Below are 17,716 nucleotides of genomic sequence, written 5' to 3'. Positions count from 1 at the left end.
TCATCGCCGCCTGACGGGTGACCAGGTCTCCCCGAGGTCGAAGCTGATCTCGTCGGCCTCGATTTCACCGACAATGAGATGCTCGTCTTCACCCCAGTTTTCATATTCCGTGTCGTGGATCTGAATATTCCTCGACGGTCCGATGGCGGGATCGATGTTTGCCACCCTGATACGCAGCATCACACCTTCCCCAACCCAGTTGTCGCCCAGAGTCTGGGCACTTTCCGTGGCCGTATCGGGGTCGTCCGTCCACGACGTGAAGTTGCTGTCTGTCTTGTTTGCACCGGAGTGCTCTTCGATGGTCCGGTTGCCTCCGATGGGAACCGCACGGCCTTCAGCAGCGGCATCGTAGCGGTTGTGCCCCCTAGCAAGACCCCGGTACAGGTACCCGTCCTGGCTCCTTCCACAGTTGTGGACCAAGACCGGGGCACTGCCCGCCACAACATAGTAGGTGTGGACGTCCGAGACGGTCAGGTTGTGAACCGTGGCGCCCTGACCGGTCCACCGCCGGACGGCGGTGACCTGTACATGGGTACCCGTGCTGGTCTGAAGCCACTCGCCCGATGTCAGGTCCGTGGCGTCGATCCAGCTGCCGAGCTCGGGGACCCAGAAGGGGTGGCCGTCGGTCGCGGTGACCTGGGCCGTCTTCGAGCCGGCTGAACCGTCGACGTCGATGGTGACGGTGACCAGCTTCTTGAGGCCCTGCCCCCTGATCTCAGCGGTGACCGTCTCGATCCGGGTCTCCCCGGTCCTCGGGTCGGTCGCCTTGATCTTGTCGCCGGTCTTGACCTTCTCGATCGGCTTGGTGGAACCATCGGCCATCAGCACCTTCGTGCCGGGCACGAAGCTGTTGTCGGCCGTGCTGCAGGAACCGCCGCTGCCACCGCTGCTACCGCCGCTGGCCTTGCCGGAGCCACCACCACCGCTGGAGCCTCCCTTGCTGCGGGAGGAAGCGCCGGACTTGCCGCCGCCTCCGCCGCCGGAGGTCTTGCTTCCGCCGCCCTTGCTCGGTTGCGAGGAGGACTTCGGTGCGGCCTTGGACTGGGACTGCTTCTGGACGGGGTTACCCGTCTTCCGCTTCGCGGCGGCCGCTTCGTCGGCCTTTCTCTTGGCGGCTTCCGCGGCCTTCTTCTTCGCTCTTTGGGCCGCCTCCTTCTTGGCCTTCTCGATAGCGGCCTTCTTGGCCTTCAGTGCAGCTGCCTCGGCTGCCTTGGCCGCCTTCAGCACGGCCTCGGCCGCCTTTTTGGCTGCCTTGAAGGCCTTGATGGCATCGATCGTGCGGTTGACCGCCTTGATGAGGGACGGGATCTTCCCGAGCTTCATCCACGGGACGGCATCGACCACGATGCTGACGCAGGACCACATGTCGCCGCCGAAGCAGGCCATGGCGTCGTTGATGCCGATGAAGTCCTTCAGCGTCTCCCACGCCACGGCGAGGATGACCGAGGTGAGGGACTTGCCCTGCATCGCCTGCGCCTGCGCGACCTGGGCAGCGGACAGGCCGGCGCCGGCGAGGGCCGCGGCCTTCTCCGATGCGGTCAGGCTGATCGCGAGCCCGGTCGGGTCGGAGTACGTGACCGGGTTGTTCTGCGCGTAGCCGTATCCGTTCGACTGCAGCGGATCGTTCAGATCGATCAGCGGGTCGACGGAGAGGAAGCGTCCGACCACCGGGTCGTACAGGCGGACACCCAACGGCTGGTAGCCCGAGGAGTCGTCCCGCGTCTTGCCCAGGAATCCCTTGTGGTTCTGGAGGTTGGCACCGGCGGTGCCGCGCTCGTTGCCGAAGGGGTCCTGCTTGCGGATGCGCACCGACTGACCGCCGTAAAGGGCGACCTCCGTGTACGCGCTGCCCTGATGGTCCGTGGTCTGGGCGACCAGGGTCTCGGATCCGGTGCCGTAGGCGTAGCGCATGACAGCACCGCCCGGAGCCGGGTAGGTGCGCTGGGTGTTGACCAGGACGCCGCCCTGCTGGACGGTCACCTCGGCCTCGCCCAGGTGGAGAGTGGCCTGCTTGCCCTTGATGGTGAGCAGACGGGTGCCGCCGGGGCCGTAGATGTGACGGGTGTCGTTCTGCGGCAGCCACTGCTGGGCCGCGGAAGCGGCGTCGCAGGTGGCGAGCACGATCGGCGTCGCGTTCACGTTCGCCGCGCCCTGGACCGCGAGGCACAGACCGGAGGCGATGTGAATGAGCTGGCCCGAGGCGTTGCGCCTCAGTTCCTGTGCGGTCGCCTGCGTGGCGGTGGCGCCGCACTTCTGGACCTGGACCGCCGATCCGGCCGTGTTGGCGGCGGGCTGGAGGCACCAGGTGCCGTTCACCGAGAGCGAGCCCCGGTTAGGGTCGGTCTGGGGAACCGTCGCCGTGCCCGGCGTGGGCGTGAACTTGAAGTTCTGCGCCACCGAGGTGTTGCAGGTGTACAGCTGGAGCGGCTGGCCGGCCGCGCTCAGACCCGACTTCAGGTCCAGACACTTCTGGCCGAGACCCACGTACGGGGTCTTGCCGCCGGTGCCCGCGCCGGTGATCCGGTCGACCAGACCGTCGTGCGTCCAGCTGAATTCCTGCTTGTCGCCGTTCTCGACCGAGGTGATCGTCTTGGTCTCACCGGTGAGCTCGTACAGACGGGTTGCCTCGGCGGTCACCTCCGCGCCGGCCGGCGTCTTGTACTTCTTCGTCACCTTGGTCAGCGTGTGCGGCTGGTCCTTGGCGGCGTTCTTGCCGTACGCGTACGTGGTGACCGCGTTCTTGGTGGTGTCGCCCGTAAGGTCGTTCTCGGTCAGCTGAGTGCGGTTGCCGAGCAGGTCGTACTCGTACTCCTGCCAGTAGCCCGACGTGTCCTTGCCCGCGGCGACCCGGAGCGTGCCGTCCGCGTTCTTGTTGAGCGAGCCGTCCGGGTTCCTCGGGTTGACGCAGTTCGTCTGGTCGTTGGAGGTCCAGGCGGACTTCAGCTGCCCGATCGGGTCGTAGACGAAGCACTGGCGCTCAGCGATCCCGGTGGACTTCTCCTGGATCGAGGTGACGTTGCCGGCCGGGTCGTAGCGGTAGGCCCGGTTCGATACCAGGTTGCCGTCGACCACGGTCCTGTCGGCCGTGGTGTCGTTGGGGCCGCCCTTCTCGCGGTAGACCGACTGCTCGGTGAGCTCACCGCTGGACTCGTCGAAGGAGTTCTGCGTCCACACCCGGTACGGCAGGGAACCGAGGGTGGAGCGCAAGACCTGGCCGTACGGGGAGTAGACCGTCTCCGAGCCGTACCAGTCCTTGCCGGAGATGGAGCGCGGCTTGCCGTCCTTGTTGTAGCGGACGACCAGCTTCTCCGCGCCGAACTTGCCCACCTCGGGAAGGGTGGTCTCGTCCAGCATGCCTCGGTCGTTGTACGTGTAGTCGTACCTGTAGTCCTTCTTCAGACCCCAGGTGTCGACGATGGACTGCGGCAGGGAAAGCGTGGTCGAGGTCGGCTGGTACTCCTTCGTGTAGCCGTGGACCGTCTGCGTGTACGCCTCTCCGTCGGTGTAGCGGACGGCGGTGGCGGGCATGCCCTTGCCGCCCGGGGCGGTGTCGTACGTGAACGAGGAGAGCAGCTTGCCGGCGGGGCCGACCTCGCGAATCTCCTTGGGACGCGACAGCTCGTCGTAGCCGTACCAGACCTTGACGCCACGGTCGTTCTCGGTTATCTGGACCCGGCCGAAGGCGTCGTACGTGTTGCGGCTCGTGCCCGAGTCCGGGTCCGTCGACGTCAGTATCTGGCCGTTGTGGTTGTACGTCCACGACCACGGGTGAGTCGTATCCGCCGACGCGATCGCCTTCACGGTCTGGCCGCGCCCGTCGATCTGGTAACGCGTCGACGTGTAGCGCTCCTTGACGCCTGTCGGCGAGGTGTACTCGGGCGCCGCCGGGTTGAAGGTGTCCGTGCGGACGGTGCGGCCGAGCGCGTCCGTCCAGACGCGGTAGGACGAGTCGCCCTTCGGATGGATGACCTTCGACCAGTCCTCGCCGTACTCGTAGTTGACGGCCCGCTCCGGGACCTCCTGCGAGACGGCCTCGGTCGTGCCCGTGAGCTTGACCTTGAGGACCGGCATCTCCTGCAGCACGCGGCCGAGACCGTCGTACTTGTAGCGGGTGATGTTGGGGATGGTGGTGTCCGCCAGCGGGGTGAACAGCTCGCCGCTCGGGGCGTCCTCGTTCAGGTAGGCGTTGTTGGTCTGGTAGACCTCACCGGCGTTGTTGTACAACGTGTCGGTGATCAGACGACCGCCGCCGTCCGCCTCCTCCTGCGACTGCCGCTCGCGGCCCAGACCGTCATAGATGGTGACGGACTTCTCGATCCGGTCCTTGTAACCACGCGCGTACGTGGTGACGTACGGAGGCTTGCGGATCTTGCCGCCGTTCGGGTCGTTCGGGTCGGGCTCCTCGGCCGGGATGACGTACTCGGCCCTGAAATCCGGCACGCCCGAACCAGGGGTGCGGCCCGGGGCCCACGCCTCGGCCATACGGCCCATCGGGTCGTACACGGCCTCGCTGACGTGGTTGTTGGCGTCGGTCGTCTTCACGGTGACCGAGCGGCCCGGCTCCAGCTCCTGGATCTCGCTGTGTCCGAGCACGTTGGTCGTGGTGATCTTGAAGACCTGGCCGGTGGCCGGCCCGATGGGCTCGTACTTGATCGTGGAGAACTTGGGCGTCGGCTGGGTCAGCTGCTCCGCCGGGGTCTGCTTGACCACGCGGCCGATGGCGTCGAACTCCTTGGTGCCGTTGCTCTGGAAGCCGGTGCCGGTGCCGTTGAGCGTCCACGCCTGGGTGGCCAGAGCGCGGGTCGTGGCGCTGAGTGCGTCGCCGTACTGCCCGCCGTCGTAGGCCGTGCGATTGCCTCCGCTCAGCGAACCGTAGTCCGTCCACTTTGCGTTCGTGCAGAGCGTCGGGGAGACCAGGACCTGCTTGCTCAGACCGATCAGGTTCTTCGCCGTCTGGTGGATGTACTCCGACTTGGTGCAGTACTCGTCACCGGTCTTACCGGTGTCGCCCAGCGACTCCACCAGCGTCGGAAGTCCGTACGTCGAGTCGTACGTCGTCGTCGTCTTCACCGACCGCATCGTGCGCGGGTCGTCCGCGTTCGTGCCCGACGACTTCGTGTAAGCGATCTCCTCGGGCTCCGTGACCCGCCACGCCGTCAGCGGCTTGAGCCCGTCGCCGAGGTCGCGGCTGGCGAGCTCGGTCGCCTGCGGGATGGTGACGCTGCGAGTCAGCCAGTCGGTGTCCGCGTCCGTCGCGTTGGAGTAGGACAGCTCCTCGGAGATGCGGCCGGCGAAGGCGTCACGGTCGTACACGGGCTCGCCGTTGTAGGTGATCGTGTTGCCGTGGACGTCCTTGACGGGGACGGTGTCGCCCATGCCGCGGAAGAAGCGGGTGACAGCCTTGGTCTTCGGGCCCTCGGCGCCCGGGACGTCCTCGGTGGGCGTGGTGCCCTCGCCGCTGTCGGCGGTGGCCTTGCGCTCACCGGTGAGGACCGTGGTCTGCTCGAAGCCCGCGAACTGCGAGTAGGTCCGGGTGGACTTCTTGGAGAACTCGGCTTCGGCGAGCTTCCAGCCGGCGTTCTTGTAGTCGTACGAGGTCAGCGTGGAGTACGAGCCGTCGACGTTCGGCAGTTCCTCGATCGAGGCGACCACGTACTTGTTGAACCAGTCGATGTCCTCGACCTCGGCGTCCGGGTGCCAGAACACGGGGTAGCACAGCCGGGTGTTGGACTTCAGCGCGGCGGTGTCGGTCTTGCCCGGCAGGTTGGTGCTGTCGAGGCACGCGGTCTCACGGGGCTTGTAGGTGACGACCGTCTCGCCGCCGTACTCGTTGACGACGCGGGCGATGCGCAGACGCGAGAAGCCGGGCCGCGGGTCTGTCTCCGGGCTGCCGCGGTAGACGCGGTTCGGCATGGCCTCTTCGTTGGACTCGAACCGCACCGCGTTGAGCTTGACGGAGGCGTCGGTGGAGCCCTCGCGGTCGTAGCCGGTGCGCTGGATGGACTCCAGCCACAGCGCCGTGTTGGCACCGGTCTCCAGGACCGGGAAGTTCTGCTTGAGCTGGTACTCGTCGACGACCTGACGCGCGGTGGTGTCGGTAAGGCGCTGCGCGGAGGTGGTGATCTTGTCCAGGCGCTTGCGGGTCCAGAACGTCGGACCGGCGTTCCAGCACTTGCGGGTGTACGTCGAGGTGACGGCCTTGCAGTTCAGGTCGGCCGGGGTGTCGTACCAGATGCGGTACTTGCCCGGGTCCTTGTCCGTGAAGTTCGCGTCCGTGCAGGTCAGCGTGTTCTCGGTGTAGCAGCGCTCTTCGACGGAGAAGTTCACACGGGCCGGGGCCGACGCGGAGAAGATGCTCTCCTTGCGCTGGCCGTAGTCGATCCGCGACAGGTAACCGCCGCGGTGGTACTTGACCGGGCCCTTGAAGTAGAAGTTCTTCGCGTAGTAGTTCTCCTCGCGCTCCCACCACAGCGACATGGCGTTGCCGTGGATGTCCTCGACGTAGTCGAGGTTCCAGCGCCAGGCCTGGTGGCAGGAGGAGTTCTTCCAGTCGGCGGTCGTCGAGCCCGCGTAGCACGGCTCACCCGCGTGGTTGCCGTAGACCGGCACCGCGAGGACGGAGTCGGTGTACGGGTCGTCGGCGGCGGTGCCGTTGTCCGACCAACCCGGAAGCTTGTTCAGACCGAAGTGGTAGCGAGTGCCGTCCTTGGTCGTGACGACCCAGTACTCGCCGTCCTTGTCCTTCAGCCCCGAACGCGGGTCCTTGGACGTGTCCTTGATCCGCTCGATCTTCGAACCGTCACCGTTGGCGGTGAACCACTGGCCGACGGGCTTGCCGTCGGAGCCGAGCGGTCCCTTCGTCGCGTCCCACACCAGCTCGGTGGTCATGCCGCCCAGCGACAGGGTGGCGTTCTCCGAGCCCCAGCACAGGTCGGCCGTCTTGTGGTCCTTGTTGTTCGACCCGGCCTTCTTGGAGTCCTGGCGGCAGTTGTTGTACGTCCGGGTGATCGAGCCCGCGTTGTAGTCCCAGCCGTCACCGATCCAGGAGGCCTGGTTGTTCGACGCCGAGGTGCGGCCGTCGACCGACTGCGAGTTGTACGACAGGCCGACCTTCGGCATCAGGCCGCCGGCGGTCTCCGGGACCTGCACCTGGTAGCTGTAGGTGAACGCGCCGTTCGACGAACCCGCCGCCCAGGAACCGGAGGACAGCAGCGGCGAGGCGGTGAAGTCACCGGTCGCTGAGGCACCGGTGTCCATCGCACCGACGACCTGACGGCCAGAAGCGCCCACGTTCGACGAGAAGGCGGCCTTGCGCGCCGAGGCGCCCGAGGCCTTCGAAGTGTCCTCGTCCGGCAGCAGGTTGGCGACCGGAATCGTGCCGGACAGGATCTGGCGGGTCGCGGCGTTCTTGGTCTTGCCGGACGTCGCCTTCAGCTTCGTCTTGGCCGCCGGCACCTCCTTGACGGTGCTGCGCAGCCGCTCGACCTCGACGTCCGGCTCGTCCTTGCCGGACATGGGCTCGGTGCCCGTGTCCGGCGCACAGTCCTCGGTCTCCGGGGAGTCGATGACACAGCTCGGCAGCAGAACGAGACCAAAACGCTCAGCGGCCAGTTGACCGTAGCGGTCCTCGAAGGCGGTCGTGTCGACGTCGACGAGCACCTGGGCTGCCGGGTCCGCCCCCGCCGGGGGCACGATCTCCATGATCATGCCGGGCACGCCGGTGTCCTCGGACGTGGTGGTCGCCTTGACCGCGACCTGCCAGTCACCGGCGATCAACGCGGCGTTCTGGCCCGCCGGCACACCCAGACCGACCGGCAGGAGCGCCGAGGTCGTCGTGTTCACGACCTGGACCGTGGACCCCGGCGCCGCCGTCGACGGGTCCGCCTTGCCGGCGTCCGCCACCCAGGGGTCCGTCGCCACCGGCTTGTATGCCGTGATCGGCTGCTCCGGCGCCGTGCTCAGCGCCTTCGGAGCCTGGGCGTCCTCGGGCAGCGTGGTGCTCTGCGGGAGGTCCGGGAGGTCGACCTCGGAGGTCTGCTCCTCACGGGTCATCCCGTCACCGGGAACGGCCAGGGCCTGACCGCCCAGGCTCGTCACCGTCAATATCGATGACAACAAAAGGACGGTCGCCGTGCGGCTTCGCCGACGGCGCCGTCGTTGTGACTCTGTCATGGCTAGGCGATCCCGCCCCGACCATGACAGTGGTTCTGAAGCACGCATGCGCGTCGACTCCCACCCAGACGAACAAGACAACGGAGGAGGTGCGGAAACACCAAAGAGCACGCGCCTGAATTCAGGCGCGTGCGTGCGCACTCTCTGTCATGCGCGCCACATTTTCAAGATCGAGGATCGTGATGCGGGAGCACGGAGGTGATCTTCACCACGGTGCATTTACTGACAGAGCCCATGCGCCGTTGATCTTTGCGATAGATCGGACATGGGAGATCTTCACACCGCAATAACGGGTTAAAGGCGCACAAGGTCGGACGGCCTGACGGGTACTCAGTTCACTACCACGCGGCACATAACGTATTCATAAAACCTTTAGATATAGACGTCGAATGCCGATCGTGTGATCGTGTGCGCGCCTTGTGCCCCGCGGCCTACCCGTTGGGGCTGTCTGTGTTGTCCTCAATCCACCTGGTTTCCACGGGAGTAGACCGCCGTGCCTGCGCCGCCTCGTCTTCTCAGCCCATTCGTGCGCACGCGCACACGGCTGACCCTCACCCTCGGCCTCGTACTGGCCGCACTCACCGCCACGCTCCTGCCCTGGTGGCAGCCGAGCACGCCTCCGACCGCCAAGTCCCCCGTCACGGACGCCAAGCAGGCGTCGACCGGTCCGAAGGACGAGGCCGCCGCGGCGGCCGAGGCCAAGCGGATCGGCAAGAAGGTGCTCGTCGACACGGCGACCACCGAGACCCAGCTCGTGTGGGCGATGCCCGACGGCAAGATGCGCACGCAGATCCACGCTCTGCCGCAGCGCGCGAAGAATACCCAGGGCAAGTGGGCGCCGATCGACAACACGCTGCACCGGACAAAGGCCGCCGGCCAGCTGGCCGTCCGCCCCGTCAACGCCGTCGTGCCGGTCCGCTTCTCCGGCGGCACGGCTTCCGCCTCGGAGCGTGCGGACCGCTCGTACAGCCGCGCGCCGCTGACCGATGAGACCGTGCTGGCCGAGGTCGACCTGGGCGGCCACACCGTCGTCTACACGTGGCCGGGGGTTCTGCCCGAGCCGGTGCTGGACGGTCCGCGTGCCCTGTACTCCGAGGTCCTGCCGGGTGTCGACCTGCTGCTCGTGGTGCGTGAGGAGGGCGGCTTCGGTCAGCTCCTGATCGTCAAGAACCGCGAGGCCGCGCAGAACAAGGACCTCGCCGCCGTCTCCTACGGCCTGCGCTCGAAGACGGCCGTCTTCCGGCAGGACGCGAAGGCCAACCGGATCCAGGTCCTGGACAAGGCGGGCAAGGAGGTCGGCAACATCCCCACCCCGTTTGCCTGGGACTCCAACGGTCGTGACTCCGAGCTGCCCCCGGGCACCCCGCAGCGCACCTCCGTGGCCACCACGGCCGACGTGCTCAAGCTGTCGGGCCTGACCGGCATCGAGCCCGGCGCGAAGTCCGCGCAGCTGCCCGTCACCCTCGACGGTGACGGCACCGGTGCGGCCCGGCTCCACCTGAACGTCGCCCGAACCGGCCTGCTCACCCACAAGGACACGAAGTTCCCGGTCTTCATCGACCCGCCGCTCAACAGGGCTTGGCTGGCGTGGACGGTGGCGTACAAGAAGTACCCGAACTCCAGCTTCTGGAACGGTACGAATTTCTCCTCCGGTACCTCCGACGCCCGTGTCGGCTTCGAGAGCGACACCGGTGGTCTGGCCCGCTCCTTCTGGCGGATGGAGTTCTCCTCCACCCTCAAGGGCGCGAAGTTCGACTGGGCCACCTTCAAGGTCAAGAACAACCACTCCTGGTCGTGCACCGCACGTCAGATGGAGTTCTGGCTGACCGGCTCGATCTCCTCGGGTACGACGTGGAACGCGCAGCCGAGCTGGGGCAGGGTCCTGCACAAGAAGTCCTTCGCGCACGGCTGGTCGAGCTCCTGCCCGGACGACTACGAGGCGTTCACGGTGACGTCCGCGGCCCAGGAGGGTGCGGACAAGGGCTGGGGGAACATCACCTTCGGCATGCGCGCCTCGACCGAGACCGACACCCAGACCTGGCGCAAGTTCGCCGCGACCGGCGCCGTGATGGAGGGCCAGTACAACCGTCCGCCGTCGCAGCCCACCTACGGCACCTCCTCGCCGGGTGGCGACTGTGTGCCCGGCCCGACCAACAGCGTCCTCATCGGCCGGACCACCATCACGCTGAAGGCCAAGGGTCACGACCCCGACGGCACCCTGCCCAAGCTGCGCTTCCGTTTCTGGAAGTCCGGCTCGACCACCAAGAAGGAGTACGTCGCCACCCCGGCGACCACCGGCTACGGCCAGATGGTCATCGAGGCCACCGATCCGCTGCTGAAGGACATCACGGCCAACACGCTCTATTCGTGGGACGTGCGCGCCGAGGACTCGGCCGGTGAGGTCTCCACGTTCTTCCCGAACGGCACCGAGCCGTGCCGCATCACCGTCGATCCCACGGCGCCGCCGCAGCCGGAGATCACCAGCACGGTGTTCACGGAGGCCACGGCCGACGGCAAGACCTGGGCGTCGGTGAACTTCGGCAAGCCGGGTGACTTCACCTTCACGGCGGCCGGAGCCACCAAGTTCAAGTACGCCTTCGAGGGCGTCGGTTACGTCGACGCGCCGACCCCCGTCAACGGGACGGTCACGATCAGCAACGTGACGCCCAAGCACGCGGGCCCGAACGTGCTGACCGTCTACGCCTACGACGCCAACGGCAACCAGAGCATCCGCGGGGACTACAGGTTCTACCTGCCGCCGCGCGACAAGGCCGACGGCCCCGGCGACACGGGTGGCGACGACATCGCCGACCTCGTCATCGTCGACGCCAACGGCAACCTGCGGAACTGCGTCGGCGCTCCCGACGGAGAGCTGTACACCTGCCTGGCCGCCTCCTACGTGACCAAGGACAAGAAGCTCGACCCCGCCGGCCACTGGTGGAACGGCACCAAGGCCGCGCTGATCGCGCACTACGACGACGTCTACCCCGGTGACGGTTCGACCGACCTGTTCTCGGTCTCCCCGGACGGCCAGTTCTGGCTCTACCCGGGCGACGGCTACGGCAGCTTCAACGTCGACGACCGCATCGAGATCCGCCTGCCCCAGGGCGCCCCGGCTCCGTCCACCTGGACGCAGATGAAGGCGATCGGCGACATCACCGGTGACCAGAAGCCCGACCTGGCCCTGCGGGCCGGCACGGCCTTCTGGGTCCTGTCCGGCTACACCGGCGCCACCTTCCAGACCGCCACGCTCATGGAGGGCTCCGCCTGGGCCCGCCGCGACATCGTCAACATCGCCGACATCAACAAGGACGCGACGCCCGACCTGCTCTGGCGCAACCTGGACAACGGCAACATGTACGTCCGCCACGGCAAGCCCGGCACGGGCACCGGCAGCGTCGACCTCGTGTCGCTCAAGCAGGCCGCCAACTCCCTGAACGGTGACGTCTCCTACGGCACCAACTGGACGGAGGCCAACGTGGGGGTCGCGATCGGCATCCCGGACATCAACGCCACCAAGGACGGCGTTCCGGACATCTGGGCCCGCTCCGAGGACACCGGAAACATCAAGGTCTACCACCCGACCACCACCAACACCGGCGCACCGGTGAAGACCGTGCTGTCGGTGGACTGGCGCACCGTCAAGTCGTTCGGCTGATCCCGCCCGCCCACTGAACACCGAGCCCCGGCCGCCTGCTACGAGCAGGCGACCGGGGCTCGGTCGTTCAGCGGCTCAGGCCACCTCGTCCGCGATCCGCTCCTGCTCCGGTGTGCGCTTCAGCGAGGACAGCACCAGGGTGATCACGGTGCCGACGAGCGCCCAGGCCGAGAGGACCAGGAGCGAGCCGGTGACGTCGTTGCCCTTGAAGTACGCGATCGAGCGCGCCGCCCAGGTGCCCGCGCCCGGGGGCAGGGCCGGGCCGATCGCGTTCCAGAACGGGGGCAGCATCGGGAGCGGGAAGGCGCCGCCCGCGCTCGGATTGCCCGCGATCACGATCAGCAGGATCGCCAGGCCGATGCCGACGATGCCGAAGAGGCACTGGAGGGCCAGGGTGGCCGCGCCGACCGCGAAGACGACCAGGGCGCCCAGGCCCCACAGGGCCGCGACGCTGCCCGGCAGGGCCCCCAGGATCGGCCCCACGATGACCGCGCCGCCGAGGCCGCCCAGGACCGAGTAGAGGGCGAGCACACCGAGCCGGATGATCGCGCGCTCGCGGTTGGCCGGCCGGGAGCCCGCGCTGATGGCGAGGATCGCGGCGCAGATGTAACCGCCGACGCACCAGCCGACGACCAGGTAGAACGCCGAGAGGCCGTCGAAGTCCTGCTTGGAGGCCGGGGCGATGTCGACGGTTCGGACCGTGCGCCGGTTGGCGGCCTCGACCTCGGTGAAGAGCGTGTTCAGGGCGGAGGACAGCACCGCGCCGCCGCCGGAGGCGACGAGCAGGGTGTCGGTGGTCCCGGCCGGGTTCACCACCAGGGCGCCGTCGATCTCCCGGTTCATGATCTGCTTCCGGGCCTCGGCCTCGTCCATGACCGTCCGGGGGTCGAGCGGCTGGCCGGGAAGCTTCTCCAGTCGTCCCATGAGCTGGGCGGAGACCTGCTGCGGCGCGACCACGCCGAAGGGCACGTCCTTCGGTTTCGGGCTGTGCAGCGCCCCGACGTACGAGGCGATGAACAGCAGCTGGAGGGTGAACACGCCGAGGACGAGCAGGGCGGCTCGCGGGGTGACGGCGCTCTTCAGTTCAGCGGCGAGGCTCATGCCCCCACGCTCCGGGGCTGGGGGTGTTCGCGCAGGTGGGCCGGGGCCGAACGGATGACGGGCGGGCCGGACACCCGCCGCATCGTACGCACGTTCGAAATGGGTTAGGGTGAAGAAGAGGGGGTGGGAACGTACGTACGAATCGATGCGGGAGGTGCGCATGCCGGGGTTCACGCATCTGCACACCGCGTCGGGCTTCTCCCTGCGCTACGGCGCCTCGCACCCCGAGCGGCTGGCCGAGCGCGCCGCCGAGCGCGGCATGGACGCCCTGGCCCTCACCGACCGGGACACCGTCGCGGGCGTGGTCCGCTTCGCGAAGGCCTGTGCGGCGGCGGGGGTGCGGCCCTTGTTCGGCGCGGACCTGGCGCTCGCCGGTCCCGCCCCGGCGGGCCGGGCCGGGGCCGGTCCGCACGGTGCCGGTCCGCGTGGTGCGGGCCCCGCCGGTGCCGGTGCCGGTGCCGGTCTCGGGCGCCCGCGCGACCGCGGCCCGAACGCCGGGACCTCCGCGCGCCGCGTGCCCGTGTGCGGTGGCGCCTTCGTGGACGAGTCCGCGCCCCGCGCCGTCTTCCTCGCCCGTTCCCGTGAGGGCTGGGCCGCGCTCTGCCGGATGATCACCGCCGCCCACGCGGAGGGCGAGCGCCCCCTGCTGCCCTGGGACGCCCAGCACGGCGACGGCCTGATCGTGCTCCTCGGCCCCGCCTCCGACGTCGGCCGCGCCCTCGCCGCCGGCCGCCCCGACCGGGCCGCCCGGCTGCTCGCCCCCTGGCGCGAGCGGTACGGCGACGCGCTGCGCCTGGAAGCCGTCCACCACGGGCGGTCCGGCACGGGCCCCGGCTCCCTGCGGCTCGCCGCCCGTACCGTCGGCTTCGCCGCCGAGCAGGGCGTCCGCCCGGTCCTCACCAACGACGTCCGCTACGCCGACCCCGGCCAAGGCCCCGTCGCCGACGTCCTCGACTCCGCCCGCCGCCTCGTGCCCATCGACCCCCGCAAGGAGCTCGACAGCGGCGAGGCCTGGCTCAAGGGCGCGGACGGCATGGCGGCCGCCGCCGAACGGATCGTCGAGGCGGCGGGCTTCCGCCGGGACACCGCCCACCGGCTGCTCGAACAGACCCGGGCGGTCGCCGCCGACTGCCTGCTCGACCCGGAGGACGACCTCGGCATCGGCTCCGCCCACTTCCCCGAGCCGCACCTCGTCGGCGCCGCGCACCGCACCGCCCAGCGCGTCCTCGCCTCCCGGGCCGCCGCCGGCATGGTGCTGCGCGGTTACGACAAGCGCCGCGCCTACTGGGACCGGATGCACCGTGAGTTGGACATCATCGACCACCACGGTTTCGCCACCTACTTCCTGACGGTCGCTCAGGTGGTGGACGACATCAAGAAGATGGGGATCCGGGTCGCCGCCCGCGGCTCCGGCGCCGGCTCCCTCGTCAACCACCTCCTCGGTATCGCTCACGCCGACCCGGTCGAGCACGGGCTGCTGATGGAGCGCTTCCTGTCCAAGAACCGCACCGCCCTGCCCGACATCGACATCGACGTCGAGTCCGCCCGCCGTCTGGAGGTCTACCGCGCGATCATCGACCGCTTCGGCACCGAGCGGGTCGCCACCGTCGCCATGCCCGAGACCTACCGGGTGCGCCACGCGATACGGGACGTGGGCGCGGCCCTGTCCATGGACCCCGCCGAGATCGACCGGATCGCCAAGGCGTTCCCGCACATCCGGGCCCGGGACGCGCTCGCCGCCCTCGACGAACTGCCCGAGCTGCGCGAACTCGCCGGACAGAGGCAGAAGCACGGCAGGCTCTGGGAGCTGGTCGAGGCCCTCGACAAGCTCCCGCGCGGGACCGCCATGCACCCGTGCGGGGTGCTGCTCTCGGACGCCTCGCTGCTCACCCGTACCCCTGTCGTGCCCACCAGCGGCGAGGGATTCCCCATGTCCCAGTTCGACAAGGAGGACGTGGAGGACCTCGGGCTGCTCAAGCTCGACGTCCTCGGGGTTCGGATGCAGTCCGCCATGGCCCATGCCGTCGCCGAGATCGAGCGGGCGACCGGCGAGAAGGTGGACCTCGACGACCCGGAACAGGTCGAACCGGACGACCCGAAGACGTACCGGCTCATCCAGTCCACCGAGACCCTCGGCTGCTTCCAGATCGAGTCGCCCGGCCAGCGCGACCTGGTCGGCCGGCTCCAGCCCGCCACCTTCCACGACCTCGTCGTCGACATCTCGCTCTTCCGGCCCGGCCCGGTCGCCGCCGACATGGTCAGGCCGTTCATCGAGGCCCGCCACGGCCGGGCCCCCGCCCGCTACCCGCACCCGGACCTGGAGGGCGCGCTGAAGGAGACGTACGGCGTCGTCGTCTTCCACGAACAGATCATCGAGATCGTGCGGATCATGACCGGCTGCGGCCGGGGCGAGGCCGACCAGGCGCGGCGCGGGCTTTCGCACCCCGAGTCGGAGGGGCGGATCAAGGTCTGGTTCGCTCAGCGGGCCGCGCGGCGGGGGTACGACCTCGAGACGATCGCCCGCACCTGGGAGATCGTGGAGGCGTTCGGCTCGTACGGTTTCTGCAAGGCGCACGCGGTGGCCTTCGCCGTCCCCACGTACCAGTCGGCCTGGCTCAAGGCGCACCACCCGGCGGCCTTCTACGCCGGGCTGCTCACCCATGACCCGGGGATGTACCCGAAGCGGCTGCTGCTCGCGGACGCGCGGCGGCGCGGGGTGCTGGTGCTGCCGCTGGACGTGAACCGGTCGGCGGCCGCCCACCGTATCGAACTGGTGTCTGAGTCGCCGGAGGTGTGGGGGCTCCGGCTCGCCCTCGCCGACGTCCACGGCATCAGCGAGGCGGAGAGCGAGCGGATCGAGGCCGGACAGCCCTACGCCTCGCTGCTCGACTTCTGGGAGCGGGCCAGGCCGCGAAAGCCGGTGGCCGAACGGCTCGCGCAGGTCGGTGCGTTGGACGCCTTCGGCGCCAACCGGCGTGATCTGCTGCTGCACCTGACCGAACTGCACCGCACCCAGCGCGGAGCCGCCTCCTACGGCGGGCAACTCCCGCTCGCCCAGGGCCGGAAGACCGCCCCCATCGGTCTGCCCGACCTCGACGAGTCGGAGCGGCTCAGCGCCGAGCTGGGCGTACTCGGCATGGACGCCTCCCGCCATCTCATGGGCGACCACCACGCCTTCCTGCGGGAACTCGGCGTGGTCTCCGCCAAACGGCTGCGCGAGGCCCCGCACGGGCAGACCGTCCTGGTCGCGGGCGCGAAGGCGGCCACCCAGACCCCGCCGATCCGCTCCGGCAGGCGGGTCATCTTCACCACGCTCGACGACGGCACGGGCCTGGTCGACCTCGCCTTCTTCGACGACTCCCACGAGGAATGCGCGCACACCGTCTTCCACTCCTGGCTGCTGCTCGTCCGGGGCGTGGTGCAGCGGCGCGGCCCGCGCAGCCTCAGCGTGGTCGGGTCCGCGGCCTGGAACCTCGCGGAGCTGGTGGAGCTGCGGGCGACCGGAGGTCTGGAGGCGGTGGGGGAGCGTCTCGCCTCCCGGCCGGAGAGCACCGGCGAGAAGACCGCCGACGGGAAGCTCGCCGACGGGAAGTCCGCCGGCGAGAAGACCGCGGATGGGAAGCCCGCCGAGGGGAAGACCACCGACAGTGGTCGCCGGATCAGGATGTCGACGGGGTACGAGATGAACCCCTGGGCGGACCTCCAGCCGGCCGGCGAGGGCGCGGCGACCCCGTCGCGGAAGTTGTGGCACAGCAGTCCGGGGAGCGCGGGATGATCCTCTGTGTACGGTTCCGGCTGGAACCCGCGCCTTTCGAAAGCGGAGGGGCCGAGCCGATGCTGCCGCGACTGGTGGAGCTGCTCGGCGAGTTCACCCCGGTCGTCGAGGCCGCCCCGCCCGACACCCTGCTCGCCGACGTGCGCGGCGCGCTGCGCTACTTCGGCTGGAGCCCGGCGGAACTGGCCTCGGTGGTACGGGTCAGGGCGCTCGCCCTGTACGGCGTCGACTGCGTCATCGGGGCCGGTCCCAACCCGATGCTGGCCCGGATGGCCGCCCGCGAGGCCCGCCCCGGAGCCACCCTGGTCGTCGAGGATCCGGAGAGCTTCCTGCGGGACCGCCCGGTCGCCGCGCTCGACGGGGTCGGCCGCACCACCGCCCGTACCCTCTGCGCGTACGGACTCGACTCCATCGGCCGGGTCGCGGACGCGCCGCTCGCCGTGCTCCAGCGCCTGGTCGGCGCGAGGACGGGACGCGAGCTGGGGGAGCGGGCGCGGGGCGTCGACCGTACCCCGGTCGTACCGAACGCGCTCTCCCGCTCGATGGCCGCCGAACGCTCCTTCGACCGGGATGAGTTGGACCCGTCGGCCCAGCGCCGGGCGCTGCTCTCGCTCGCCGGGGAGCTGGGCGCCCGGATGCGGGCGGAGAAACAGGTGTGCCGCTCCCTGACGGTGACCGTGCGGTACGCGGACCGGTCCACCAGCAGCCGTACCCGTACGCTGCGCGAGCCGACCGCGCACTCGGCGGCGCTCACCGCCCTCGCGTACGCGGTCCACGAGTCGTTCGGGCTCCAGCGGGCACGGGTGCGGGGGATCGCGCTGCGCGCGGAGGGGCTCGCGCCGGCCGAGGGGGCCGCGCACCAGCTGACCTTCGACCCGGCGGACGAGAAGGCCCGGAGGATCGAGGCGGTGGCGGACCGGGCGCGCGCGAAGTTCGGTCCGCGGGCGGTGCTGCCGGGCTCGCTGGCCCAGGGGCCGGGGCCCCTGGCCGCCTGAGGCCGGGCCGCTACT

General features: G+C 69.3%; 5 protein-coding genes. 3 read left to right on the top strand and 2 right to left on the bottom strand.

The window, feature by feature from the left end; translation table 11 throughout:
* Positions 1-8,052: a polymorphic toxin-type HINT domain-containing protein gene (locus ACWDX6_RS13075; RefSeq protein WP_451485055.1), complete on the bottom strand. Its 8,052-nt coding sequence runs from the start codon at positions 8,050-8,052 to the stop codon at positions 1-3.
* A gap of 646 nt (positions 8,053-8,698) precedes the next feature.
* On the opposite strand from ACWDX6_RS13075, the gene ACWDX6_RS13070 reads away from it, so the two are divergent.
* On the top strand, positions 8,699-11,830 hold the full coding sequence (locus ACWDX6_RS13070) for a DNRLRE domain-containing protein (RefSeq protein ID WP_451485003.1): 3,132 nt from the start codon (positions 8,699-8,701) through the stop codon (positions 11,828-11,830).
* Between the two features lie 75 nt (positions 11,831-11,905).
* Here the strand turns inward: ACWDX6_RS13070 and ACWDX6_RS13065 are convergent, their stop codons facing one another.
* Complete coding sequence (locus tag ACWDX6_RS13065; protein WP_451485002.1) at positions 11,906-12,931, bottom strand: ABC transporter permease; 1,026 nt, start codon at positions 12,929-12,931, stop codon at positions 11,906-11,908.
* Between the two features lie 160 nt (positions 12,932-13,091).
* Between ACWDX6_RS13065 and ACWDX6_RS13060 the strand changes: the two genes are divergently transcribed.
* Both ACWDX6_RS13060 and ACWDX6_RS13055 read left to right on the top strand, forming a co-directional pair.
* Positions 13,092-16,706, top strand: coding sequence for a DNA polymerase III subunit alpha (locus tag ACWDX6_RS13060; RefSeq protein WP_451485001.1), 3,615 nt, complete (start codon positions 13,092-13,094; stop codon positions 16,704-16,706).
* Positions 16,703-17,701, top strand: coding sequence for a DNA polymerase Y family protein (locus tag ACWDX6_RS13055; RefSeq protein WP_451485000.1), 999 nt, complete (start codon positions 16,703-16,705; stop codon positions 17,699-17,701). The genes ACWDX6_RS13060 and ACWDX6_RS13055 overlap by 4 nt, the downstream gene beginning before the upstream one ends.
* The last annotated feature ends 15 nt before the right edge of the window (positions 17,702-17,716 follow it).

The organism is Streptomyces sp. NPDC003027, from assembly GCF_053591435.1.
This window is presented reverse-complemented; position numbering and strand designations above follow the sequence as displayed.